The following is a 22,294-nucleotide window of genomic DNA, read 5'->3' as shown; positions in this document are numbered from 1 at the left end:
GCTCGGGCCAGGTGGATCAGCCGTCGAACCAGACGACCAGGCGGACGCCCTCGTCGCCGTGCAGGCTCGCCAGCGTGCGCATCACCGACCAGACGGCAGCCCATTCGGTGTCCGGCACGGCCTGCTTGCGTCTGAGGCGGCCGATGCGGAAGAGGCGGTCGCCGTCCGGCCACTCGGTGCCCTCGGGGTAGGCGTTGCCCGCGTGGTGGAGAGTGTCGTGGTCGGTGTGACCGGAGAGCTCGGAGAAGCGGGTCAGGCTGGAGTTGCGGCCGTACATCTCCCAGGTCCCGTCAGGGCCTCGCCGGTACTCGTGAACGCAGTCATCGACCTCGTCGGCGACCTCCTCCCAGTCCGCGGCCAGGAGTTCCGCCCAGGTGATCCAGGACGCTTCCGGTGCGTCCGAGTTCCAGGCCCCGAGGTCGGCGAGAATCTCCCGCGACACGTCAGAAGGCAGGCCGCGGTGATCGGCGAGTGGGCGGAAGGAGGTGGTGTCGCGGACACCGAACAGGGAACCGAACGCAACGTAGGAGCGTCCGTTGTAAAGATGCGTGAGGTCGATGGCCCTGAACCAGCTGCGGTCGTCCTCGTCCAGCCAGCGATCCCAGCGGCACTCGATGAACCCGTGTATGTCCGTCCCCATGCCCGGGATTGTTCTCCGTCGGGGTGGGGAGTGCCACGAGATTTCCGGCTTGCCGGCCCGGCACAGACCAGCGCCGACGCACTCATCGGTCGGCAACGCTGGTCAGCGGGCCATTCGTGTCCTGAGCCCCAGCTCAGTAGACGGGCCGTCCGGGGGCTCGCAGCGGAAGTTGGGCGGGCAGCATAGACACAATCGACCGCCCACCCCGGTCCGCTTCTCACTGCTCGGCATGAGGGGCGTGTAGGTGCGCAGGGTGAACCCCGGGTCGTGGTGTCCCAGGTACTTGCTCAGAGCCTTGATGCTCTCCCCCGCGTCCAGGAGTACGGACGCGTAGAAGTGCCGAAGCGCTCTCTCGCCCCTTGGCAGCTCCCACCCAAAGCCGCTACGCCGACCTCAGCACGGGTATGCCAGCATGCTCGGATGACCGTCGAAGACCCAGATCACGCCGGCCACTGCCACGTGTCGCTCCAAGCGGGCCGAACAAGTGCCGGCAAACCGGTGTTCGAGACCCTTCCGGCCAGGGCTGTCGGTCCGGGGCTGTTCGAACTGGTGGGCAGTCCGGGACTGGTCGAAGGCTGCGCGGCTGGTGACCTGCTGAAGATCGATGCCGAGGGACTGTTCCACGTTGAGCGTCGAGGCCCGAACCTCTGCATCCAAGCGTTTGGCAAGCCTGCCTTCGACGCTGGCTCCCTGGAGGCCCTGACTGAGGGATTTGCGTCGCTGAATGGCCTGGTCGAGGCTCCTGCCGATCGCCGGTTCATCGTGGTGACGGTGCCTGTTTCTGCCGGATTCCCTGCCGTCGAAGCGGTGATGGGCACTTGGGCCGCCGCAGTGAGCGGGCAGCTCGACTGGGGATTCAGCAACGTATTCGGTGCTGACGGAGAACCACTCAACTGGTGGCAGCCTGCGTAAGAGGCGGGACCGGGCCGTCGCTGGGCTGCCCACGCCCAGCCAGCCTTGGCAGACGATGGCAGCCGACCACGTGGCCACGCGCGCCGGCCTGCATCGCGAAGGAGTCATGCGCAACGCCGGCTTCACTCACTCCGGCCGCATCGACCTCGTCCTCTTCTCGCTCACTCCCCAGGATCTCCAGGGAACCGGCACTGGCACTGATCAGTCATGAGCCGGCCACGTCGCTACAGGTCTGGAGCCGGGTCCGAACCGAGAGACTGAGCCCGTAAGGTTCCGACCATGGTGACTGCGACTGTCCGTGAGTGGAGCAACGAGGAGGGGTGGGGTGTACTCGACTCCCCCGAGACACCCGGCGGCTGCTTCGGCCACTACTCCGACATCCAGACGACCGGGTTCCGCGCCCTGTCGCCCGGCCAGCAAGTGGATCTCTCCTGGGAAGCCCCCGGCTTCAAACAGGACGGCTACGACTACCGGGCCGTGAGCATCGTGCCTCGACGCGCCGCCTCTGGCCGTGGCAGGTGAACCAACGCTGACCGGCGTTGACAACCAGTAAGGGCGTCAACGCCGGTCAGCGGGCAATTCGTGTCCTGAGCCCCGGCTCAGTAGACGGGCTTCTCCGGCTCGATCGTGTTGACCCAGCCGATGACGCCGCCGCCGACGTGGACTGCGTCGGCGAAGCCGGCGGACTTCAGGACGGCGAGGACCTCGGCGGAGCGGACGCCGGTCTTGCAGTGCAGGACGATCTTCTTGTCCTGGGGGAGGTCCTGGAGGGCGTTGCCCATCAGGAACTCGTTCTTGGGGATCAGACGGGCGCCGGGGATGGAGACGATCTCGTACTCGTTCGGCTCGCGGACATCGATGATGTCGATGTTCTCGCCGTCGTCGATCCACTCCTTGAGCTGCTTGGGAGTGATCGTCGACCCCATGGCCGCCGCCTGGGCCTCCTCGGAGACGACGCCGCAGAAGGCCTCGTAGTCGATGAGCTCGGTGACGGTCGGGTTCTCGCCGCAGACCGCGCACTCGGGGTCCTTGCGGACCTTGACCTGACGGTAGGTCATCTCCAGGGCGTCGTAGATCATCAGCCGGCCGACGAGGGGCTCGCCGGTGCCGGTGAGGACCTTGATGGCCTCGGTGACCTGGATGGAGCCGATGGACGCGCACAGCACGCCGAGGACGCCGCCCTCGGCGCAGGAGGGGACCATGCCCGGCGGCGGGGGCTCCGGGTAGAGGCAGCGGTAGCAGGGGCCGTGCTCGGACCAGAAGACCGAGGCTTGGCCGTCGAAACGGTAGATGGAACCCCAGACGTACGGCTTGTTCAGCAGCACGCAGGCGTCGTTGACCAGGTAGCGGGTCGCGAAGTTGTCCGTGCCGTCGACGATCAGGTCGTACTGGCTGAAGATCTCCATCACGTTGTCGGCCTCGAGCCGCTCCTCGTGAAGGACCACGTTGACGTACGGGTTGATGCCCTTGACGCTGTCGCGGGCGGACTCCGCCTTGGAGCGGCCGATGTCGGCCTGGCTGTGGATGATCTGGCGCTGCAGGTTGGACTCGTCGACCTCGTCGAACTCCACGATGCCGAGCGTGCCGACACCGGCGGCGGCGAGATACATCAGGGCCGGCGAGCCGAGCCCGCCGGCGCCGACACAGAGCACCTTGGCGTTCTTCAGCCGCTTCTGCCCGTCCATCCCGACGTCGGGGATGATCAGGTGGCGGGAGTACCTGCGGACCTCGTCGACGGTGAGCTCGGCGGCCGGCTCGACCAGGGGTGGCAGCGACACGGGGACTCCGTTTGTCGATCGATCACTACGGGTGGTTCTACCCGTAACACTGCCACGCCCTTCTTCATTCCAAGACCGCCGTCCCGAGGGGCGAGACGCATGCGGGTCACATGCTGGGCGGCGGCTGGCTCTGCAGCATCCGCGACGCCTCGGCCCAGTACGCGGGCAGCCCCTCCCAGGCCGCGTGGTCGGTGCGGTCGGTGAAGTAGACGGTGGCGGCGCCCTGCCAGCGGGCGATCCGCATGGCGTTCTCCAGGTGTGGGGCCGGGACGCCGTGCACGAGGTGGCAGAAGCGCTCGGGCGGGTGGGCGGCGGTCCACTGAGGCGCCTCGGACCAGCGGTACTGCGACCACGGACCGGCGAACGTCACCAACTGGTCGGCGATCTCGGCGTAGCCCTCGAAGGGGTGGCTGCCGTGGCCGAGGACGACGTGGCCGCGGCTGCCGCCCTCCACCGCGAGCAGGGCGCGCAGCGTGGTGATCAGCCGCCGGCAGTCCTGGAGCTCGGCGGAGGTCGTCGGGGCCCGGTCGACGTAGAAGCCCTCGACCCGGTACCAGTCGAGGAAGCGGTGCGCGTCGGCGACGAGCTGCCCGAACGGGCGCGCGCCGTGCCGGGCGTCCAGGTAGCCGAGGACGGGCACGGCCGCGTCCCGCAGCCGCACGGACGCCTCCGTGTACAAGGGGTCCACACGGGCACCCGGGCCCCGGGCGACGTTGACGACCACCCAGTGCAGCGGCGCCTCGGGGCGGGCCAGTTCGGCCCACTCCGTGGGGGCGACCAGCGGGTGCGCGTACGCGGGGACGCCGAAGCCGAGCCCGTCGCAGCGACCGATCGGCCGACGTGTTCCCGGCGAGGTCAGACCCGGCATGCCGCCTCCATCCAGACGTCGGCGAGTGATTCCTCCAGCGCGATCCTGGGCCGCCAGCCCAGGCGGTCGCGCGCGGTGCGGACGTCGGCCTGCTGCCAGGCCCCGCAGCCGTCGGGGTAGTGCGGCGGGCCGCCGCCGGCGACCTGCGGCTCCTCGACCTCGTGCAGCGCGCCGGTGTAACCCGCCGCGGCGGCCAGGCCCGCGGCGACCTCGCGCAGCGCGACCGAGCGGCCGGTGCCGATGTTCACCATGCCCTGCGCGGCGGACAGCGAGGCGGCGTGCACGGCGCGCGCCACGTCGCGGACGTCCACGAAGTCGCGCTGCACGCCCAGTCCGGTGAGCTTGAGCTCCCCGTCGCCGGTCTGCATCGCCCGGCGCAGGGCCTCCGCGAGGCGGCCGATGGGCGAGGCGGCCGGGGTGCCGGGGCCGACCGGGGTGAACACCCGCAGCACCACCGCGTCCAGTCCGGAGCCGAGGACCAGCTCCGACGCGGCGAGCTTGCTGACCCCGTACGGGCCGCCGGGCCGCGGCACCGCGTCCTCGGCGGTGGAACTGCCGGCGGGCGAGGGGCCGTACTCCGCCGCGCACCCGACCTGCACCAGCCGCGCCGTGGTGGCGCTGCGGCGCATGGCCTCGCACACCGTGGCCACCGCGATCGTGTTGTGCCGGGTCAGTTCCCGCGCGCCGCCCCGGATCGCCCCCGCGCAGTTGACGACGACGCCGGGGTGCACCGCGTCCATGAACCGGGCGAGCGCCCCCGGGCTCCCCGACGACAGGTCGAAGCGCACGTCGGCGTCGTCGCTGCGGCCCAGCGCGGTGAGCTGCACGGCGGGGTCGGCCAGCAGCCGTTCCGCCACATGACGGCCGACGAATCCGTCGGCCCCGAGCAGGAGGACTCTCATCGCGCGCGCCTCCGCGGGGCCTGCGCCGGGTTCGGGGGTCGGTGGTTCATCGTGGGTTGCTCCTTGACTGCTTCTTCGTGCCCCGCGGGGCGGGGCGGGTCATCGCGGGTGCCGCCGCGAAGGTGTGGGCCGAGGCCCGTGACAGCGCGGACAGCGCGTAGGCCACCAGCACCGGGGCGGTCGCCGCGCACGCGACGGCCGCGACCGAGGCGGGCGTGAGCGACAGCCGGCCGAGCTGGACGGCGGCCAGGCCCACCGCCTCGGTGGCGCAGGCCAGACCGGTGCCGACCGCCCCGACGTCGGGGTAGCCGTGGATCGCCAGCAGGCGGCCGGTGAACAGCAGCAGGGCCAGCGCGGCGGGCCCTGCGAGGGCGGCGGGGGTGAAAGGGGCGCCGACGACGGCGCGCGCGGCGCACGACAGGGCCGTGACCGCGATCAGGTAGAGCGCCAGGGTGCCGCAGAGCAGGGGGCGCACCACGGCCCCGAACTCCTCCAGGCTGCGGCTGCGCAGCAGATGGCCGCGGGCGCGTACGGCGAAGCGGTGCGCGCACCAGGCGGCGGGCGCGAGCGAGAGCGCCAGAGCGGTCGTCACGGTCCCGGCGGCAGGCTCCCGTACCCCCTCGGCGAAGGCGGCGAAGCCCAGCAGCCAGCAGGCCCACAGGGTGCCGCCGGCGCCGTTGCCGTACGGGGCCCGCAGCGGCCCGGTACGCAGCGCGGCGAAGAGCGCGGCCAGCAGCAGCGGGCCGGCGACGGCGGCGACCGCGAGCGAGTGCAGGGCGTGCAGCGCCCAGGTGGCGGCCGCGCACACCAGGCCGGGGGCGAGGGTCAGCAGCACCGGCGGCCGCGCGGGCGGCTCGGCGGCCGGTTCCGGCAGGTCGGCCCGGGGCACGCGGGCGTACAGCTCCTCGGCGAGCGTGAAGACGTCGCGGTGCCGGAAGGAGCCCGCGACCCGGTCGGTGACGCCCTGCGCCTCCAGTCCGGCGACGATCTCCAATGGGTCCACCGCCTCGGCGCACAGCTGCTGATGACGGTGCATCAGGCCGCGTACCGGGTCGGCGGGGCCGCGTTTGCGCGGGGCGCCGCCCTTGCGGGCCGGTGCCTGCTCGGCGGGGGCGGGGGGCGGCGGGTCGCCCCAGGGCTCGCCGGCCGCCGGGGCCGAGGGCCGGTCGCGCCACTGCCCCCGCTCCCGCTCCCCCTCTTGCCCGTGGCCCCGCTCCTGCTCCTGCCCGCGCTCCTGCTCCTGCTCCTGCTGTGCGCGGGTCATGCGCGGGCCTGCCTCTCACTGCCGGCGAGCGCGGGCTCGCGCCGGGCGCGCGCCCAGGTGGGGGCGGCCGTCCAGCGCCCGGGGACGTGCGCCTCGGCGGGCCGGCCGAAGGGCACGGGCGCGCCGTCCTCGTCCCGCAGGGGCCCGTCGCGGCCGGGTGCATGGGCGACGAGGTCGAGGTAGATCTCCCGGAAGGCGGCGATGTTCTGCTCGACGGTGAAGAGTTCCAGGGCCCGTTCGCGGGCCGCCGCGCCCAGCCGCTGCCGCCGTTCCGGGTCGCGCAGCAGGGTGACGCACGCCTCGGCGAGCGCGCGCGGGTTGCGGGGCGGGACGACCAGGCCGGTGCCGCCGATGACCTCGCGGACGGCGCCGACATCCGTGGAGACGGTGGCCCGGCCGCAGAACATGGCCTCGACGAGGGAGAGCGGGAAGCCCTCCACGATGCTGGAGAGCACCACCACGTCGCCGGCCGCGTAGGCGTCCGCGAGGCCGGGGGCGCCCGGCGCGCCGAGTTCCTCGAAGGTCACCGGGCTCTCGCCGACGGTCACCGCGTCGGCGGCCTCGTCGGGGAAGAGCTGGGCGGCCAGGGCACGGCAGTGGTGCAGATACGCCGGATCGGCGTCGCCGCCCCGGACGATGCGCAGCCGTGCGCCGGGTTCCTGCCTGCGGACCTCGCCGAAGGCGTGCAGCAGGGCGATCAGGTCCTTGCCGGGCTCGATCCGGCCGACCCACACCAGCGCCGGGTCGCCGCCGCCGGTCTCCACCGGCCCGGGGACGGTGCCCTGGTAGCCGGGGTGGACGGTGCGCAGGCGCTCTCGATCGGCCCCGCAGTGCTCCTGCCAGCGGCGGGCGTGGGCGTTGCCGGGGGTGACAAGGGCGGCCTCGCGGTAGGCCTCGCCGGCCAGCCGGCGGTGGAAGGCGGCGAGCAGGGCGCGTACGGGGGCGGGGAGCCCGGCGGCTCGGTGGGCGAGCAGCGTCTCGCGCAGGCGCACGCCGTACTCGGTGATCAGCAGGGGCGTCCCGAAGAACCGTTTGGCCAGAAGAGCGGGCAGCAGCGCGGTGCCGCCCGTCACCGCGTGGGCGAGGTCGGCGGTGGCCAGGGCGTCGCCGAACTCGTCGTACCAGGGGGCTGCCAGCGGGCGCAGCGCGCGCTCCAGCTGGTCGGCGACGGCCATCAGGTCGCCCACCCCCGCGTCGGCCACCAGCGGGCGTGCGCCGGGCGCGCGGCAGGCGTCCTCCAGGACGCGCAGGGCGAGTTCGGAACGCAGCAGCGCGGGGACGCCGCCGTCCTCCCGGGCGAGACCGGCCAATCCGTAGAGCGCGGAGGCGAAACGGTCCGCCACGCCATTGGCCCCGACGTCGCCGGCGAGCGTCCCGACCAGGTCGCGGTAGTGCTCCAGCACCAGGGAACGGCGTCGGCGCGCCTTCGTCCCGGCCGCCGCCGCGCGGGGCGCCTGGCCCCACAGCGGCAGGGTGCGCACGGCGGTCACCTGGGGTGGCAGCTCCAGCAGACCGGCGGCATCCGCCCGTTCGCTGCGGCCGAGCGTGTACACCGCGAACTCGTTGGCGTCGAGCCCGCGCACGAGTCGGTCGACCCAGGCACTCCCCTCACCTCTCGCGTACGGATAACCACCCTCCGCGAGTAATGCGATACGCACGGCTGCCCCCTCTCGGCACCGGTCTTTTCGGGCGCGATGACCGTATGCCGGTGAAGTGGGGGCACGACGGACGGTTGTCCGCCGTGCCACCGAAAGGGGTGAACAGGCGTAACTTTCGCAAGCGTTACGCGTTCTTACCGAGTAGGCGTTCGCCGACGAAGCGGAGCGCGTCGGGCGCGACCCGGCGCCAGTAGCCCTCGTCGTGTGCGCCGTGGTCGAAAGCGGCCACCGCCGGGTGCGCGGCCTCCGCGAACTCCAGCGCGGCGTCGTGGAACGGGTCCTCGCGGCCGCACCACAGCCCGATGCCGTCGGCTTTCACCCGCAACTGCCCGATGTGGCGCAGCGGTTCGTCCGCCGTCCAGTCCGTCTGCCCGTGGAACACCCCGACCGGCCGGGCGTCGGTCCAGGTGCGGAAGAGCGCCGGGCTCAGCAGCGCCACCGCGTCGACGGCGCGCGAGCGGGCGTAGCGCAGCGCGCCGAAACCGCCCATGGATATGCCGAGCACGGCGCGCGGGGCCTTCCCGCCGAGCCATCCGGGCAGTTCCCGCAGCAGCATCCGCTGCGGGTCCGAGCCGCCCGAGGCCTGCCAGTACGAGGCCTCGCCCCCGTCGACCGCGACCAGGCGGCAGGGCGGGACGCCGTCGCGGACCGCCTGTGTCAGGAACCGCGCCATCCCCAGCTCCACGAAGCCGTACGCCGACGAGCCCCGGCCGTGCAGCATCAGGCACACCGGCAGCCGGTCCGCCCGCGCGGCGGGGACGCCGTGCGGGTCGATGATCACCACCTCCGGACGGGTGCGGGTGGCCCGCGAGGTCACCCGGCGGCGGGTGACCCGCCCCTCCGGCACGTCCGGCACCACACCGGCCGGGCCGGTCCAGCCCAGCCGGCGCCGGAACGCGGCGCTTTCCGGCAGCGCGTCCTCGGCCACCCCCACCATTCCGCCGCCCAGCGCGGCCGCGGTCGCGACCGCGCCTGTCACCATGAACGCCCGCCGCCGCACCTGTGCGCTCCCCTCGCCCGCCCCCGGCCCGCGCGCGTCGCGCGGGCCGCGCCCATCCTCCCCCAGGGGCGGGACGATCACGCCACGCGGACCCGGTCCGCGCGACGCGCCGCCGCGGCGGCGGGGTCCAGGACCGGCACGGCGGCCAGCAGGCCCCGGGTGTAGGGGTGCTCGGGTGCGTCGTAGACCCGGTCGGCGGGACCGTGCTCCACGATGCGGCCCGCGCGCATGACGGCGACGCGGTCGCTGACCTGGCGGACGACGGCGAGGTCGTGGGCGATGAAGACCAGCGCGATGCCGAGTTCCCGCTGCAACTCCCCCAGCAGGGCGACGACCTGGGCCTGCGTGGTGACGTCCAGCGCCGAGACGGGCTCGTCGCAGACGATCAGCCGTGGCTCGGGCGCCAGGGCCCGCGCGATGCCGACCCGCTGCCGCTGCCCGCCGCTGAACTCGTGCGGGTAGCGGTGGTACCAGGCGGGGTCGAGCCCGACCCTTTCCAGCAGTTCCCGCACCCTCGCCACCACGGCCGCGTCGTCGAGGACACCGGCCGTGCGCAGCGGGTCGGCGATGGACTCGCCGATGCTGCGCCGCGGGTTGAGCGAGGAGACCGGGTCCTGGAAGACCATCTGCAGGCCGGTCGGACCGCCCTCGCGCCGGATCTCGCCGCCGGTGGGCTCCAGCAGCCCGACGAGCATGCGTCCGAGGGTGGTCTTGCCGCTGCCGGACTCGCCGACGACGCCGAGGGTCTCGCCGGCGCGCACCGTCAGGGAGACGTCGTCCACGGCCGCGAACCGGGCGCCGCGCCGGCCGAACTCCCGGCGCAGGCCGGTGGCCTCCAGCAGGACCTGGCCGCTGCCCGCGGGCGCCACCGGCGTCCGCGCGTTCTCCACCCGCGGCACCGCCGCCACCAGGTCGCGGGTGTACGCCTGTTGCGGCGCGCCGAGCACGTCGCCGACGGTGCCGCGCTCCACGGCGCGGCCGTCCTTCATCACCAGGACCTGGTCGACGCTGCCGGCCACCACCCCCAGGTCGTGCGTGACGAGCAGCAGTCCCATGCCGGTCTCGCGGCGCAGTTCGTGCAGCAGGTCGAGGATCTGCGCCTGGACGGTGACGTCGAGGGCGGTCGTCGGCTCGTCCGCGATCAGCAGCCGGGGCTCGCAGGCCAGCGCCATGGCGATGAGCGCGCGCTGCCGCATGCCGCCGCTGAACTCGTGCGGGCGTGAGCGCGCGCGGCGCGGCGCGTCCGGGATGCCCACCCGGTCCAGCACCTCGACCGCCCGCTGCCGGCCCGCGCGGCGTGAGGCCTTGGGGTGGTGGACCCGGTACACCTCGGCGATCTGGTCGCCGATGGCGAAGTAGGGGTCCAGCGAGGACAAGGGGTCCTGGAAGACCATCGCGGCCAGGCCGCCGCGCAGCCGCCGCAACTCGCGCTCCCCGGCCGCCTGCACGTCGACCCCGGCGACCTCCACCGAGCCGCCGATCTCCGCGCCGGTGCCCCGGTGCAGCCCGAGCAGGGCGTAGGCGGTGGCGCTCTTGCCGCTGCCGGACTCGCCGACGACGCCGAGCGCGCCGCCCGCCTCCAGGGTGAAGGAGAGCCCGTCCACGGCGCGGACCGTGCCGGACCCGGTCGGGAAGTCGATCCTGAGGTCCGCGACCTCGATCAGCGGTGACGTCATGTCAGCACCACCCGTCGGTCGGCCACCGCGTACAGCACGTCCGCGAGGGCGTTGGCGAGTACCACGAAGAAGCCGGTGACCAGCACGAGGCCGACCACCACCGGCAGGTCCTCGGTGCTGACCGAGTCCACCAGGCTCTTGCCGAGCCCCGGGATGCCGAAGAGCGACTCGGTGAGCACCGCGCCGCCGAACATCGTGCCCAGGTCCAGCGCGGACAGCGCGATGACCGACGGCAGGGCGCCGCGCAGCGCGTGCCGCCCGATGACGGAACGCTCGCGGACGCCGTAGGCGCGCAGCGTGCGCACATGGTCCTCGGCCAGCGTCTCCAGCATGGAACTGCGGGTCAGCCGTGCGTACTTGGCGCTCTCCAGGATGGCCAGGGAGAGCCAGGGCAGCAGCAGGTTCCACGCCCACTGCTCGGGGTCCTCGGTCAGGGGCACGTACGACGGGAAGGGCAGCCAGCCCAGCACCGAGACGAACAGCAGCATCAGCAGGATGCCGATGATGAAGACGGGCACGGCGTTGCCCGCCAGCGTCAGCGCGGTCAGCAGCCGCGCGCCGATCCCGCCGTGGCGCAGGGCCGAGAGCAGCCCGCTGCCGATGCCGATGACCAGCCACAGCACCATCGCGCCGAGGGAGAGCGAGGCGGTGGCCGGCAGGCGCTGGGCGAGCAGGGAGGTGACCGGCTCACCGCTCTGGTAGGAGAAGCCCAGGCACGGGGCGCCGCAGTGCTCGGTCCCGACGCCCGTGCTGACGTCCGTGCCGGCGACCAGGCCGTGCAGGAAGTGCAGGTACTGCGCATAGGCCGGGGAGTCGAGGCCGAGCTGCGAGCGGACCTGGTCGACCTGGTCGGCGCTGCACTTGGGCCCGCAGGCCAGCCGCGCCGGGTCGCCGGGCAGGACGTAGAAGAGCGCGTAGACCACGACGCTCAGGACGAGGAGGACCACCAGCGCCGCCAGCAGCCGCTGGAGCGCGAACCGGGTCATGGCCATCAGGAACCCGCCTTCTTCCGCCGCCGTGCCAGGCCGCCGACCCGGCTGGCCGCCCGCGGGTCGAGCGCGGTGCGGACCCCGTCGCCGAGCACGGTGAACCCGAGGACCGTGACGAAGATCGCCCCGGCGGGCAGCAGCACATAGGTCGGATCGGCCTGGTACCACGTGGTCGCCGAGGAGAGCATCTGCCCCCAGGAGGGCGTGGGCGGCTTCACACCGATGCCGAGGAAGGACAGCCCCGCCTCCGAGGCGATGTTGCTGGGCACCAGCAGCGCCGCGTACGTCACCACGGGCGCGGCCAGCGAGGGCAGCAGCTCGCGGCGGGCGACGCGCCACCGGCCGGCCCCGCCGAGCCGCGCGGCGGCCACGTAGTCCAGGGACTTGAGGGTGAGGGTCTGGGCGCGGACGATGCGGGAGGTGCCGCCCCAGCCGAGCAGGCCGAGGACGAGGACCAGCAGCACCGGGCGCGGGAAGCCGGCGGGGACGATCGCCAGCAGCGCGATGGAGAAGACCAGGGTGGGCAGCGCGAGCATCACGTCGGTGGTCCGGCTGAGCAGGCCGTCCAGGAAGCGGTTGCCGAGGCCCGCGGCCAGACCGACGACGACGCCGATGGCCACCGAGACGACGGTGGCGCCGACGCCGATGCCGAGCGAGATCCGGGCGCCGTAGACGAGCCGCGCGAACAGGTCGCGGCCGGTGCCGGGTTCGACGCCGAGCCAGTGGTGGGCGCTCACGCCCCCGAAGGAGCCGAGCGGGACGCCGCCGAGGGCGGAGTCGACGGCCGAGGCGTGGTACGCGTCCGGGTTCTGCCCCTCCAGGGCGGCGAGCAGCGGGGCCGCGAGGGCCACCAGGACGAGCAGGGCGATCACGGCGACGCCGGCGAGGGCGGCGCGCTGGGCGCGCAGCCGTCGCCAGACCTGCCGGGCGCCACCAGGACGTCGGTGGTGGTCACTTGACCGCGACCTGCGCGACGTCGAGGACACCGGTCCAGTCACTGATGACGATGTTCTTGACGTCCTTGCCGTACAGGCGCTTGTAGACCGGGTGCACCAGCGGCACGGTCAGTGCCTGCTCGCCGATCTTCTTGTCGAGAGCGCCCCAGCGGACGGCGGCGGCCTGGAGGTCGGTGAGCTTGTTGATCTCGTCGATCTCCTTGTTCACCGCGGGGTCGTCCAGCTGCGCGTTGTTGAAGTTGTAGCCGTCCTCGACGATCTGCCGGCCGTCGAAGATCGGGGCCAGGAAGGGGCCGCCGGACGGCCAGTCGGCGCCCCAGCCGGCGAGGAAGAAGCCCGGCTCGGTCTTCACGCCGTGGATCTTCTCGCTGTAGGCGCCGGACTCCAGGCCGTCGAGCTTGACGGTGATGCCGGCGTTCTTCAGCGCGTCCTGCAGGGCGGTGGCGACCTGGGGGCCCTGCTCGTCACCGCTGCTGGAGTCGTGGGTGAGGGTGACGGTCAGGCCGTTCGGGTAGCCGGCCTCCTTCAGCAGCTCCTTGGCCTTGGCGGCGTTGCCGTTCGCGCCCGCGGGGAAGGAGTCGTACGCGGTGTAGCCGAAGGACTTCTGCGCCGGCAGGAAGGTGGTGGCGGCCTCGGCGAGGGAGGAGCCGCCCAGGGCGTTGACGACGGTGGTGCGGTCGGTCGCGTAGGCGATGGCCTGGCGCACCTTCGGGTTGTCGAAGGGCTTCACCTTCGGGTTGAAGGCGATGTAGTCGGTGTAGCCGAAGTGGCCCGTGCCGACCCGGCTCGCCAGCTCCTTGTCACCGGTGATCTTCGCCAGCTCGGCGGCGGTGAGGTTGGTGTCGGTGGTCACGGCGGCCGCGTCCTTGCCGGCTCCGGAGGACAGCCGCTGGTTGATCACGGCGGCGGCGAGGCCGGACTGGACGTCGATCTTGTCCGGGTAGGCCTTGCGCTCCGCGTCGGTCTTCGGGTCCCAGTGGGTGTTGCGCTCCAGGACCAGGTGCTCGCCGTCGTTCTGGTTCGACACGACCTTGTACGGGCCGGAGGAGAACGGGTGGTTCTCGTACTTGGTGCCGGTGTCCTTGGCCTGCGGCACCGGCGCGAAGGAGGTCTGCGTGGCCAGGAACGGGAAGTCGCCCTCGGGCTTGTTGAGGTGGAAGACGATGGTCTTCGCGTCCGGGGTCTCGATGGAGTCCAGGCCGCCCTTGTCCTTGTACGGGCCCTGGTAGTCCTTGCCGCCGATCAGCCAGTCACGCAGGTAGGGGGCGCCGCCGGACAGCTCGGCGGCGAAGGACCGCTCGATGCCGTACTTGATGTCGGCGGTGGTGATGGGCGTGCCGTCCTCGTACTTCAGGCCGTCCTTGAGGTGGTACGTCCAGACCGTCGCGTCCGCGTTGGGCGTGCCGGTGTCCGTGGCCAGGTCCGGGACGACCTTGGCGCCCGGGGCGCCGCTCTCGCGGTTGCGCGTGGTCAGGGTGCGGAAGACCAGGCCGGGTATGTTGCCGCCGCCGGAGGTGTAGAGCCGGGCGGGGTCGAAGTCCTCCTGGGGCGACTGGTTGAGGACGTAGAGCGTGCCGCCCTTGGCGGGCTTGGCGCCGCCGGCCGCCTTGGCCCCGTTCTCCTCCGGGCCGCACGCGGCGGCGCCACCGGTGATCGCCAGGACGACGGCCGCCGCGGCGAGGCGGCGAGGTGTGACGGACAACTTGGACATCGAAAAGACCTTTCGCGGCTGCGAGGCAAGGGGGCGGGGCGGAGGAAGGCCCGCAGGCAGCGGCGAACGGTCCTGTCGGGAGGACCGGTGAAATGCGTGCGTCAAGCACTGCGCCCACGGGCGGATGGCTCCGGGGCGGTGAAGGGGGGATTCCCGTTACGCGTCCGGCACCGTGGAAGGGCGACACGAGATGTCGGCCACGCTCTGCCCGGCCACGCCGATGAGCGCCAGCTCGATGCTGGCGTCGGCGTCTGAGGCGGGGCGGTGCTGCGGCATGCCGAAAACATTGAACGATGATTCGCCCGATGTCAAAAATCTATCCCCGCGGGTAGGGCCAGGCATTCGGTTTGCAGGTCAGCCCGTCGATGGTGAGGAACTTCGTCTGCTGCATCATCACCGGGGCCAGCGCCCCGTTCTTCGGGCACAGCACATGGTTGTAGCCGAGCCGGTGCCCGACCTCGTGGTTGATCAGCATCTGGCGGTAGGCGAGCATCTTCGCCGGGCCGTACGTCGGCGATCCCTGCGCCCAGCGATATGCGTTGATCATGGTGCGCGGAGTTGACGCCGCGTCACATGACACATTGTCAACTGTCGTGTCCAGACCGGACTCCGCGCACACCTTCGCCGTGGTCCCGGGACTCGCCAGGGTGATGACGATGTCGGCGTGTCCCGATGACACACGCTCAAATCTGCGGGTGCCGTCGTGCGCCCAACTCCGCTTGTCGTTCAGCGTCGTGAAGACCGCGTCGGCGAAGAGCCGGCCGTCCAGCGGCAGACCCTTCTCGACGTCGACCCGCACGCGCAACAGCCTGCCCTTGCCGGGCGCCTTCTGCCGGCCGCCCACGGTCTGGAAGGCGCCGGCCAGGCGCAGATCCTTGCCGAGCGGATACTGCCGGGCCATCGCCTGGTCGTAGGTGAGCGGCGCGGCGGCGACGGAGGGTGAGACCGAGGGGGTCGCCCGGCCCTGGGAACGGGACGCGGAGTCCTCCCCCGCCCGGGAGGCGCCGGGGGCGCCGGCCGTGGCCGGACGCTTCCCGTCGTGGTCGCCGTACAGCTGCCCGGCCACCACGACGGCCAGGACGGTGACCACCGCGGCTGCGGCCGTTCCGGTGAACGCGCGCCCCCTGGCGCCCTTCTTCGGCGCCTCTTCGGAGGATTCGCCGTCTTCGCCCTCTTCATCGAGCGACTCGGAGGCCGCCGGCGCGGCGGCGTCGAAGGCGGCGACGAAGTCCTCGCGCGGCCCGGGTATTCGCGGCCCGGCCGGACGCGGGGCCGTGCGCTGGCGCGGCAGCAGCCCGGCCGGCCGGCGGCCGGCGGCGCGGCCGGCGGTATCGGCGGGGTCCTCGGCGTCCGCCAGGTCCTCCGGCACCAGCCCGGCGTCCGCGAGATCCGCGGGCCGCGTCCCCCGCGGGGTGCGCGGCGGGGCCCAGGAACCGGTCCGGCCCCAGGCGGAGTGCTCCCTGTGCTCCGGGTGCCCGTGCCCGGACCCCTCCTGCCGGTCGCGGGCGCTGTCACCGGGCCGGAAGCCGTCCCAGCCGCCGGGGGCCGGCGTGCCCGGCCCCGCCGGGCGCGGCGGGGTCGTCGTGGCCGGGCCGCCGCGCCTGCGGCGCCCGTTGCCCGAGCCGCCGGATATGCCGCCGGTCGTGTCGTCGCGGCGGCCGTCACGGCCGCCCGGTGCGCTGTGCCTGCCCATGCCGTCAGTGATCCGTCCGCGCGTCCGTGTCCGTGGTGTCCAGCAGCTCGCGGAAGGCCCGCGACACCGCGTCCGGGTGCTCCATCATCGCGACGTGCCCGCTGTCGGGGAGCAGCAGCAGCCTCGCGTCCCGGAAGGTACGCGCGGCACGGTACGCCATCCGGGGGGAGACGAGCCTGTCCCGGCCGCCGTACACCAGCAGCGTCGGCGCCAGCACGCGCTCGGCCTGCCGCCACAGATTGTGCTGCCCGCCCAGTGTGTAGGCGTCGATGATGCCGCGCGCCGAGCGGGTCAGCGCGTCCCAGAAGTAGGGGAGCGCCAGCCGCCGCTCGTACTCCTTGGAGTGCGCGGCGAAGGCCTCCTCGGTCACCTTCCGCGGGTCGCCGTAACAGAGCGAGAGCAGCTGCTGCGTGCGCCGCTCCACCGGCCAGCCGCGGGTCGCCCGGGTGAAGAGCGCGGCCACGCCGGGCACCCCGAGGATGCCGGTCGGCCAGGCGCTGCGCTGGGGCGGCACCTCGGGCAGGGCGGGCGAGATCAGGGTGAGGGTGCGGACCAGGTCGGGCCGCGCGGCGGCCACCTTGGTGGCCACGGCGCCACCCAGGGAGTTGCCGAAGAGGTGCACCGGACCGCGCCCGGAGTTCTCCAACAGGCGCACGACCGCGCGCGCGTGCCCCCCGATCGAGTAGTTGCCGTCGTCCGGCGGCGGCGAGTGGCCGAATCCGGGCAGGTCGAGGGCCTCGCCGCGGACGCGATCGGAGAGCACCCCCATCAGCACCGACCAGTTCAGGGAGGAGCCGCCCAGACCGTGCACGAAGAGCGCGGGGGCCAGCCCCTCGTCCTCGTCCGCACGTGATCGCACGGTCAGTGTCAGGCCGGGCAGGGACACGACGCGCACGCTCTCCCCGTCCCCGGCTCTGGGCCCCGATGGCGGCAGCGGCACGGCGGCGAAGGCGGCTTCGGGAGACTCCGTCGAGGACATGGGGCAATGTTACGAGACGATCACGCATGCGCTTGTGTGTTCGCTCTCACACGCGCCGCCGGGTTTTTTTCGCCTCTCCCGTCACTCTGCGGGGGCCGATGACGTCTCCTACGCTCGCAGGAGGGGAACAAGGGGAGCGAGGGCGAACAACGGGGAAACAGAAGGACGCGGCGAAAGCCGCGCAAGCGGCCGGGTGGTCCCGTGCGAGGCGGGGGCCCGCCGGTTCCGGACAGGAGAAGTCAGGAAAGCCAGGAAAGGAGGTGCCCGTGTCCGACGACATCGAGACATTCGACGGTGACCTCGCCGAGCTCACCGACATCACAGAGGACCTGGAGGACACCGAGGCCGACATCGAGGCCCCCGAGTACGACATCGCCGAGCAGCACCTCGAGCTGCTGCAGCACCGGGACGTCCCGATCACCGAGCGGCCCGACGACGCCGACCCGGCGGACGTCGCCGAGCAACGGCGGGTGGTGGAACTCGACGAGGACGACTACCGGTGAGTTCCACTTGGTGAGAATGTGCGTTCGCACAGCGCATGGCCCCACTACCGAAAAGTACGATGGCACCCGCAACGCAGAACGACATCACTTGGGAGGCGGCGTGACAGCCATCGAGCGGACTGAGGCGCGCCCTCGCGGCACACGCCTGCCGCGCCGGGCCCGGCGTAACCAGCTGCTGGGCGCGGCCCAGGAGGTGTTCGTCGCCCAGGGCTACCACGCCGCCGCGATGGACGACATCGCCGAGCGCGCCGGCGTGAGCAAACCCGTGCTCTACCAGCACTTCCCCGGCAAGCTGGACCTCTACCTGGCCCTGCTGGACCAGCACTGCGAGGCCCTGCTGGACGCGGTCCGCACGGCCCTGGCCTCCACCACGGACAACAAGCAGCGCGTGTCCGCCACCATGGACGCCTACTTCGGGTACGTGGAGGACGAGGGCGGTGCCTTCCGGCTGGTCTTCGAGTCGGACCTGACCAACGAGCCGGCGGTGCGCGAGCGCGTCGACAAGGTCTCGCTCCAGTGCGCCGAGGCGATCAGCGAGGTGATCGCCGAGGACACGGGCCTGGCCACGGAGCAGTCCATGCTGCTGGCCGTCGGTCTCGGCGGCGTCTCCCAGGTGGTGGCCCGCTACTGGCTCTCCAGCGGCAGTTCCATGCCCCGGGACACCGCGGTGCAACTGCTGACGTCACTGGCCTGGCGAGGCATCGCCGGCTTCCCTCTGCACGGCACCGAGCACTGACTGTTCGCTGAGGGCGTGCCCGTCGGCGGATCGGCGGGGCGCGGGCGCGGCTAATGTGTCCTGCGTACGGCGCGAATCACCGCGCACACCGCAGACCGTTCGGAGGGACGAAAGCCGTGGAGGTCAAGATCGGCGTGCAGCACGCGCCGCGTGAGATCAGCATCGAGAGCGCGCAGACGGCGGAGGAAGTCGAGAAGGCCGTCGCCGAGGCCCTGACGGGCACCGGCAAGCTGCTCAGCCTCACCGACGAGCAGGGCAAGCGTGTGCTCGTCCCGGCCGACCGGCTGGCCTATGTCGAGATCGGCGAGCCCGCCCAGCGCCGGGTGGGCTTCGGGGCCCAGCTCTAGCCGTACGCGGCTCCGGAGCACGACGGCGGGTCACCCTCACGAGGGGGGTGGCCCGCCGTTTCACGTTCCCGTCCGGCGGGGTAGGACCCGGAGCGACCGTCACATCCGGGAGGGGCCGCCGCATGCTGTGGGAAACGATCGCGTTCGCCGTCGCCGGGCTCGCCGTCGCCTATGCCGCGACCAGGCTGCTCTCCCAGAGCCGCCGTCCCGCGACACCGCTCGCCCTGGTCACCGGCCCCGTCGCCGCCCTCGTCGGCGGTTCCATCGCCCGCACGGTGCTCGGCTCCGCGCTCTTCCCGGTCAACCTGGGCCTGTCCGTGGCCGTGGCCGCCGCCCTCCTGTCCGTCCTGATCCGCCGCCCCCGCACCGAACGCCACCGCCCGGCACCCCGCCCCGCGTAGGACCCGCGCCGGCTGCCCCCGGCACGCCGGTGAGCGACCTGTCGGCGAGGTGGCGAGTGAGCCGAAGGGAAGCGGCCGGTGTCGACTTCCCCCAGCAACCGCTGACAGGGGCCCCAACTCCGGCTGAGCTCACCGGAGGCGGACCGAGCCCTTGATCAGGCGGGCAGCCGTGGCGAGTGAGCCAAAGGGGAGCGGCCGGTGTCGAAAAGGAGAGCGCGCGGAGCCTGCGAGGGACGAGCAGGCGAGCACGGTCGACTGTCGACACCGGCTTAAGCGACCCGGAGGCGAACCGAGCCCTGAAAACTAGGCAGACAAGCCGAGGGCGGCCATGCGCTTCGTGTGGGCCTCGGTGATCCGCGTGAACATGCGCCCGACCTCGGCGAGGTCGAACCCGTCGGCGACGCCGCCCACCAGCATCGTGGAGAGCGCGTCCCGGTCGGCGACCACCCGCTGCGCCTGCGACAGCGCCTCGCCCATCAGCCGCCGTGCCCACAGCGCGAGCCGGCCGCCCAGCCGCGGGTCGGCCTCGATCGCCGAGCGCACCTTCTCCACGGCGAAGGAGGCGTGGCCGGTGTCGTCGAGCACCGCGAGGACGAGCTCGCGGGTGTCGGAGTCCAGCCGGGCCGCGACCTCGCGGTAGAAGTCGGAGGCGATCGAGTCGCCCACGTACGCCTTGACCAGGCCCTCCAGCCAGTCCGAGGGCGCGGTCTGGCGGTGGAACTCGTCCAGCGCCGCGGCGAAGGGCTCCATCGCCTGGGTCGGGGCCGCCTCGATCGCCGACAGGCGGTCGCGCAGCTGCGCGAAGTGGTGGAACTCGGCGGACGCCATCGCGGCGAGCTCCGCCTTGTCCTCCAGGGACGGCGCGAGCTTCGCGTCCTCCGCCAGTCGCTCGAACGCGGCCAGCTCGCCGTAGGCGAGCGCCCCCAGCAGATCCACCACCGCGGCGCGGTACTGCGGGTCCGCGGACGCGGCCGCCCAGGACTGGGCGGCGATGGTGGGAGCGTCGGGGGTCTCGGCGGGGGTCTCAGGCGTCTCCATGGTGCGCACAATAGCCAACCCCACCAGGTCGGCAACCATCCCGTACGGCCCCGCCACGCCAAAGCCCCCGGGGGTCCCGTCCCGCATCCCGGAAATCGGACCACCTCGGCTGTGCGATTCCGGGGTACAGTGGTATGAGCCCGCCAGGTGAACCGGCGGGTAATTTGTGAACGAGCACAAATGGATGCCCGGTCGGTGGCCCGATCGGCTCCTACCGACCGCCCTCCCCGCGTCTGGGGAGGGGCCCGCTTCGCGGCGCACGCGAGGGCAGCGGTCCCGCGCACCTCGGCCGCCCATGGCCGTACGACACCCCGCGCGGTCAACGCAGTCACCTGCGTTCGACCCTCCCCGCTTCACAGCACGGCGCCGCGCCCAGAAACAGAAGAGGCAGCATCCTGACCACCACCTTGACCTTCCGTGACCTGGGGATCCTCCCCGAAACCGCCGAGGCCCTCGAAGCCGTCGGCATCATCACGCCCTTCCCGATCCAGGAGATGACCCTCCCGGTCGCCCTGGCGGGCAACGACGTGATCGGCCAGGCCAAGACCGGCACCGGCAAGACCCTGGGCTTCGGCCTCCCGCTCCTGGAGCGGGTCGTCGTCCCGGTCGACGTCGAGGCCGGCCGCGCCCGCCCCGAGGACGTCGTCGACGGGCCGCAGGCGCTGGTGATCGTCCCCACCCGCGAGCTGTGCCAGCAGGTCACCAACGACCTGCTGACCGCCGGCAAGGTGCGCAACGTCCGCGTGCTGGCCATCTACGGCGGCCGCGCCTACGAGCCGCAGGTCGAGGCCCTGAAGAAGGGCGTCGAGGTGGTCGTCGGCACCCCGGGACGGCTGCTGGACCTCGCCGGCCAGAAGAAGCTCAGCCTCCGCAACGTGCGCGCGCTGGTCCTCGACGAGGCCGACGAGATGCTCGACCTCGGCTTCCTCCCCGACGTCGAGAAGATCATCAACATGCTGCCGGTCAAGCGGCAGACCATGCTCTTCTCCGCGACGATGCCGGGCGCCGTGATCGGCCTGGCCCGCCGCTACATGTCGCAGCCCACGCACATCCGCGCCACCTCGCCGGACGACGAGGGCGCGACCGTCGCCAACACCACCCAGCACATCTTCCGCGCGCACTCCCTGGACAAGCCGGAGCTCGTCTCCCGCATCCTCCAGGCCGAGAGCCGCGGCCTGGCGATGATCTTCTGCCGCACCAAGCGCACCGCCGCCGACCTCGCGGAGCAGCTGGAGCAGCGCGGCTTCGCCTCGGGCGCCGTCCACGGCGACCTCGGCCAGGGCGCCCGCGAGCAGGCGCTGCGTGCCTTCCGCAACGGCAAGGTCGACGTCCTGGTCTGCACCGACGTCGCCGCCCGCGGCATCGACGTCGAGGGCGTCACGCACGTGATCAACTACCAGACGCCGGAGGACGAGAAGACCTACCTCCACCGCATCGGCCGCACCGGCCGCGCGGGCGCGTCCGGCACCGCGATCACCCTGGTCGACTGGGACGACATCCCGCGCTGGCAGCTGATCAACAAGGCGCTGGACCTGCCGTTCAACGACCCGGAGGAGACCTACTCCACCTCGTCCCACCTCTACGAGCTGCTGGGCATCCCGCAGGGCACCAAGGGCGTCCTGCCGCGCGCCGAGCGCACCCGCGCCGGGCTCGACGCGGAGGAGATCGAGGACCTGGGCGAGACCGGCGGCCGTGGCCGCGGTCGTGGCGGCCGCAAGGCGGCCGGCCCGGCGGCCGAGACCGAGGAGCGCCCGGCCCGCACCCGCGCCCCGCGCCAGCGCCGCCGCACCCGCAGCGGAAGCCCGGTGACGGAGGAGGCCGCGGGCACCGAGCAGGCCGCCGAGGCCGCGCTCGACACCGCCGAGGGCGCACCGGCCGCGGAGCGCCCCGCACCGCGCCGCAGGCGCCGTACCCGTACGGGCACGGAGTCCGCGGCAACGGCCCCGGTGGCGGAGGAGACCCCCGCCACGGAGACACCCGCCGCACCGCGCCGCAGGCGCACCCGTGTGGGCGCCGGTGACACCTCGGCGGCCGTCGAGGCTCCCGCGCAGACCTCCGAGGCCGCGGTCCCGGCCGGCGTGACGACCGCCGAGGGCGACGGAGGCGAGGCCAAGGCCGCGCCGCGCCGCAGGCGCCGTACCCGTACGGCCAAGCCCGCGGACGCCGAGACGGCGGGCTGACGCACCCCGCCCGGCGAGTTGCCGGGACGAGAACGACGGCGAACGGCCGGGCACCCTCCGCGG

The 22,294-nt window shown here is 72.9% G+C and carries 22 protein-coding genes and 2 pseudogenes; 8 read left to right on the top strand and 16 right to left on the bottom strand.

What is annotated here, in order from left to right:
* Positions 1–16: 16 nt before the first annotated feature.
* Both ACFWVC_RS05230 and ACFWVC_RS05225 read right to left on the bottom strand, forming a co-directional pair.
* Complete coding sequence (locus ACFWVC_RS05230) at positions 17–640, bottom strand: hypothetical protein (RefSeq protein WP_384277825.1); 624 nt, start codon at positions 638–640, stop codon at positions 17–19.
* Between the two features lie 140 nt (positions 641–780).
* Positions 781–997: pseudogene (locus ACFWVC_RS05225) on the bottom strand (site-specific integrase); the annotation flags it as partial.
* Positions 998–1,060: 63 nt separating this feature from the next.
* On the opposite strand from ACFWVC_RS05225, the gene ACFWVC_RS05220 reads away from it, so the two are divergent.
* From ACFWVC_RS05220 to ACFWVC_RS05210, 3 genes are all read left to right on the top strand, one after another.
* A complete protein-coding gene (locus ACFWVC_RS05220) occupies positions 1,061–1,552 on the top strand; it encodes a DUF4265 domain-containing protein (RefSeq protein WP_384277820.1) in 492 nt (163 codons plus the stop codon).
* Between the two features lie 55 nt (positions 1,553–1,607).
* Positions 1,608–1,763, top strand: a complete 156-nt coding sequence (locus ACFWVC_RS05215; protein ID WP_384277813.1) for a hypothetical protein — start codon at positions 1,608–1,610, stop codon at positions 1,761–1,763.
* A gap of 68 nt (positions 1,764–1,831) precedes the next feature.
* The gene (locus ACFWVC_RS05210) at positions 1,832–2,074 is read left to right on the top strand and encodes a cold-shock protein (protein ID WP_384277806.1); all 243 of its coding nucleotides are present in this window, start codon (positions 1,832–1,834) and stop codon (positions 2,072–2,074) included.
* Positions 2,075–2,151: 77 nt separating this feature from the next.
* Here the strand turns inward: ACFWVC_RS05210 and moeZ are convergent, their stop codons facing one another.
* From moeZ to ACFWVC_RS05145, 13 genes are all read right to left on the bottom strand, one after another.
* On the bottom strand, positions 2,152–3,330 hold the full coding sequence (moeZ, locus tag ACFWVC_RS05205) for an adenylyltransferase/sulfurtransferase MoeZ (RefSeq protein ID WP_384277799.1): 1,179 nt from the start codon (positions 3,328–3,330) through the stop codon (positions 2,152–2,154).
* Between the two features lie 106 nt (positions 3,331–3,436).
* Complete coding sequence (locus ACFWVC_RS05200; RefSeq protein WP_384277792.1) at positions 3,437–4,198, bottom strand: spherulation-specific family 4 protein; 762 nt, start codon at positions 4,196–4,198, stop codon at positions 3,437–3,439.
* Positions 4,186–5,100 carry an NAD-dependent epimerase/dehydratase family protein gene (locus ACFWVC_RS05195; protein WP_384277784.1) on the bottom strand — a complete coding sequence of 305 codons (915 nt, stop codon included), beginning with the start codon at positions 5,098–5,100 and terminating at the stop codon, positions 4,186–4,188. Before ACFWVC_RS05195 ends, ACFWVC_RS05200 begins: the two co-directional genes overlap by 13 nt.
* A 46-nt stretch (positions 5,101–5,146) precedes the next feature.
* Entirely contained in the window at positions 5,147–6,364 is a 1,218-nt protein-coding gene (locus ACFWVC_RS05190) for a hypothetical protein (RefSeq protein ID WP_384277778.1), read from the bottom strand.
* Positions 6,361–8,022, bottom strand: a complete 1,662-nt coding sequence (pelF, locus tag ACFWVC_RS05185) for a GT4 family glycosyltransferase PelF (protein WP_384277771.1) — start codon at positions 8,020–8,022, stop codon at positions 6,361–6,363. Before pelF ends, ACFWVC_RS05190 begins: the two co-directional genes overlap by 4 nt.
* A gap of 124 nt (positions 8,023–8,146) precedes the next feature.
* Positions 8,147–9,004, bottom strand: coding sequence for an alpha/beta hydrolase-fold protein (locus ACFWVC_RS05180; protein ID WP_384277765.1), 858 nt, complete (start codon positions 9,002–9,004; stop codon positions 8,147–8,149).
* Positions 9,005–9,099: 95 nt separating this feature from the next.
* The gene (locus ACFWVC_RS05175; RefSeq protein ID WP_384277758.1) at positions 9,100–10,698 is read right to left on the bottom strand and encodes an ABC transporter ATP-binding protein; all 1,599 of its coding nucleotides are present in this window, start codon (positions 10,696–10,698) and stop codon (positions 9,100–9,102) included.
* A complete protein-coding gene (locus tag ACFWVC_RS05170; protein ID WP_384278599.1) occupies positions 10,695–11,684 on the bottom strand; it encodes an ABC transporter permease in 990 nt (329 codons plus the stop codon). The genes ACFWVC_RS05175 and ACFWVC_RS05170 overlap by 4 nt, the downstream gene beginning before the upstream one ends.
* A 5-nt stretch (positions 11,685–11,689) precedes the next feature.
* Positions 11,690–12,673, bottom strand: coding sequence for an ABC transporter permease (locus tag ACFWVC_RS05165; protein WP_384277752.1), 984 nt, complete (start codon positions 12,671–12,673; stop codon positions 11,690–11,692).
* Positions 12,639–14,354, bottom strand: a complete 1,716-nt coding sequence (locus ACFWVC_RS05160; RefSeq protein WP_384277749.1) for an ABC transporter substrate-binding protein — start codon at positions 14,352–14,354, stop codon at positions 12,639–12,641. Before ACFWVC_RS05160 ends, ACFWVC_RS05165 begins: the two co-directional genes overlap by 35 nt.
* A gap of 156 nt (positions 14,355–14,510) precedes the next feature.
* Positions 14,511–14,630, bottom strand: coding sequence for an Ms4533A family Cys-rich leader peptide (locus ACFWVC_RS05155; protein ID WP_384278594.1), 120 nt, complete (start codon positions 14,628–14,630; stop codon positions 14,511–14,513).
* A gap of 40 nt (positions 14,631–14,670) precedes the next feature.
* Complete coding sequence (locus tag ACFWVC_RS05150) at positions 14,671–16,047, bottom strand: DUF3152 domain-containing protein (RefSeq protein WP_384277744.1); 1,377 nt, start codon at positions 16,045–16,047, stop codon at positions 14,671–14,673.
* A 4-nt stretch (positions 16,048–16,051) separates the two neighbouring features.
* On the bottom strand, positions 16,052–17,026 hold the full coding sequence (locus ACFWVC_RS05145; protein ID WP_384277736.1) for an alpha/beta fold hydrolase: 975 nt from the start codon (positions 17,024–17,026) through the stop codon (positions 16,052–16,054).
* A 266-nt stretch (positions 17,027–17,292) separates the two neighbouring features.
* Between ACFWVC_RS05145 and ACFWVC_RS05140 the strand changes: the two genes are divergently transcribed.
* From ACFWVC_RS05140 to ACFWVC_RS05125, 4 genes are all read left to right on the top strand, one after another.
* Entirely contained in the window at positions 17,293–17,529 is a 237-nt protein-coding gene (locus ACFWVC_RS05140; RefSeq protein WP_384277729.1) for a hypothetical protein, read from the top strand.
* A 100-nt stretch (positions 17,530–17,629) separates the two neighbouring features.
* The gene (locus tag ACFWVC_RS05135) at positions 17,630–18,265 is read left to right on the top strand and encodes a TetR/AcrR family transcriptional regulator (RefSeq protein WP_384277723.1); all 636 of its coding nucleotides are present in this window, start codon (positions 17,630–17,632) and stop codon (positions 18,263–18,265) included.
* A gap of 116 nt (positions 18,266–18,381) precedes the next feature.
* Entirely contained in the window at positions 18,382–18,612 is a 231-nt protein-coding gene (locus tag ACFWVC_RS05130; protein ID WP_384277717.1) for a DUF3107 domain-containing protein, read from the top strand.
* Positions 18,613–18,734: 122 nt separating this feature from the next.
* On the top strand, positions 18,735–19,013 hold the full coding sequence (locus ACFWVC_RS05125; RefSeq protein WP_384277712.1) for a hypothetical protein: 279 nt from the start codon (positions 18,735–18,737) through the stop codon (positions 19,011–19,013).
* Between the two features lie 303 nt (positions 19,014–19,316).
* On the opposite strand, the gene ACFWVC_RS05120 is transcribed toward ACFWVC_RS05125, so the two are convergent.
* Complete coding sequence (locus ACFWVC_RS05120) at positions 19,317–20,051, bottom strand: ferritin-like fold-containing protein (protein WP_384277707.1); 735 nt, start codon at positions 20,049–20,051, stop codon at positions 19,317–19,319.
* Between the two features lie 332 nt (positions 20,052–20,383).
* Here ACFWVC_RS05120 and ACFWVC_RS05115 point away from each other — a divergent pair.
* Positions 20,384–22,222 (top strand): annotated as a pseudogene (locus ACFWVC_RS05115) (DEAD/DEAH box helicase); the annotation flags it as partial.
* Positions 22,223–22,294 lie beyond the last annotated feature (72 nt).

Source organism: Streptomyces sp. NPDC058691 (assembly GCF_042714775.1).
GTDB lineage: Bacteria > Actinomycetota > Actinomycetes > Streptomycetales > Streptomycetaceae > Actinacidiphila.
Note: the sequence above shows the minus strand (reverse complement) of the source record. Positions and strands in the feature narration are given on the sequence as shown.

Excerpts from the sequence above, each read along its gene's own strand:
- ACFWVC_RS05230 (WP_384277825.1), bottom strand. The coding sequence starts at position 640 with ATGGGGACGGACATACACGGGTTCATCGAGTGCCGCTGGGATCGCTGG.
- ACFWVC_RS05220 (WP_384277820.1), top strand. The coding sequence starts at position 1,061 with ATGACCGTCGAAGACCCAGATCACGCCGGCCACTGCCACGTGTCGCTC.
- ACFWVC_RS05215 (WP_384277813.1), top strand. The coding sequence starts at position 1,608 with ATGGCAGCCGACCACGTGGCCACGCGCGCCGGCCTGCATCGCGAAGGA.
- ACFWVC_RS05210 (WP_384277806.1), top strand. The coding sequence starts at position 1,832 with ATGGTGACTGCGACTGTCCGTGAGTGGAGCAACGAGGAGGGGTGGGGT.
- ACFWVC_RS05200 (WP_384277792.1), bottom strand. The coding sequence starts at position 4,198 with ATGCCGGGTCTGACCTCGCCGGGAACACGTCGGCCGATCGGTCGCTGC.
- ACFWVC_RS05195 (WP_384277784.1), bottom strand. The coding sequence starts at position 5,100 with ATGAGAGTCCTCCTGCTCGGGGCCGACGGATTCGTCGGCCGTCATGTG.
- ACFWVC_RS05190 (WP_384277778.1), bottom strand. The coding sequence starts at position 6,364 with ATGACCCGCGCACAGCAGGAGCAGGAGCAGGAGCGCGGGCAGGAGCAG.
- ACFWVC_RS05180 (WP_384277765.1), bottom strand. The coding sequence starts at position 9,004 with ATGGTGACAGGCGCGGTCGCGACCGCGGCCGCGCTGGGCGGCGGAATG.
- ACFWVC_RS05175 (WP_384277758.1), bottom strand. The coding sequence starts at position 10,698 with ATGACGTCACCGCTGATCGAGGTCGCGGACCTCAGGATCGACTTCCCG.
- ACFWVC_RS05170 (WP_384278599.1), bottom strand. The coding sequence starts at position 11,684 with ATGACCCGGTTCGCGCTCCAGCGGCTGCTGGCGGCGCTGGTGGTCCTC.
- ACFWVC_RS05160 (WP_384277749.1), bottom strand. The coding sequence starts at position 14,354 with ATGTCCAAGTTGTCCGTCACACCTCGCCGCCTCGCCGCGGCGGCCGTC.
- ACFWVC_RS05155 (WP_384278594.1), bottom strand. The coding sequence starts at position 14,630 with ATGCCGCAGCACCGCCCCGCCTCAGACGCCGACGCCAGCATCGAGCTG.
- ACFWVC_RS05150 (WP_384277744.1), bottom strand. The coding sequence starts at position 16,047 with ATGGGCAGGCACAGCGCACCGGGCGGCCGTGACGGCCGCCGCGACGAC.
- ACFWVC_RS05145 (WP_384277736.1), bottom strand. The coding sequence starts at position 17,026 with ATGTCCTCGACGGAGTCTCCCGAAGCCGCCTTCGCCGCCGTGCCGCTG.
- ACFWVC_RS05125 (WP_384277712.1), top strand. The coding sequence starts at position 18,735 with ATGCTGTGGGAAACGATCGCGTTCGCCGTCGCCGGGCTCGCCGTCGCC.
- ACFWVC_RS05120 (WP_384277707.1), bottom strand. The coding sequence starts at position 20,051 with ATGGAGACGCCTGAGACCCCCGCCGAGACCCCCGACGCTCCCACCATC.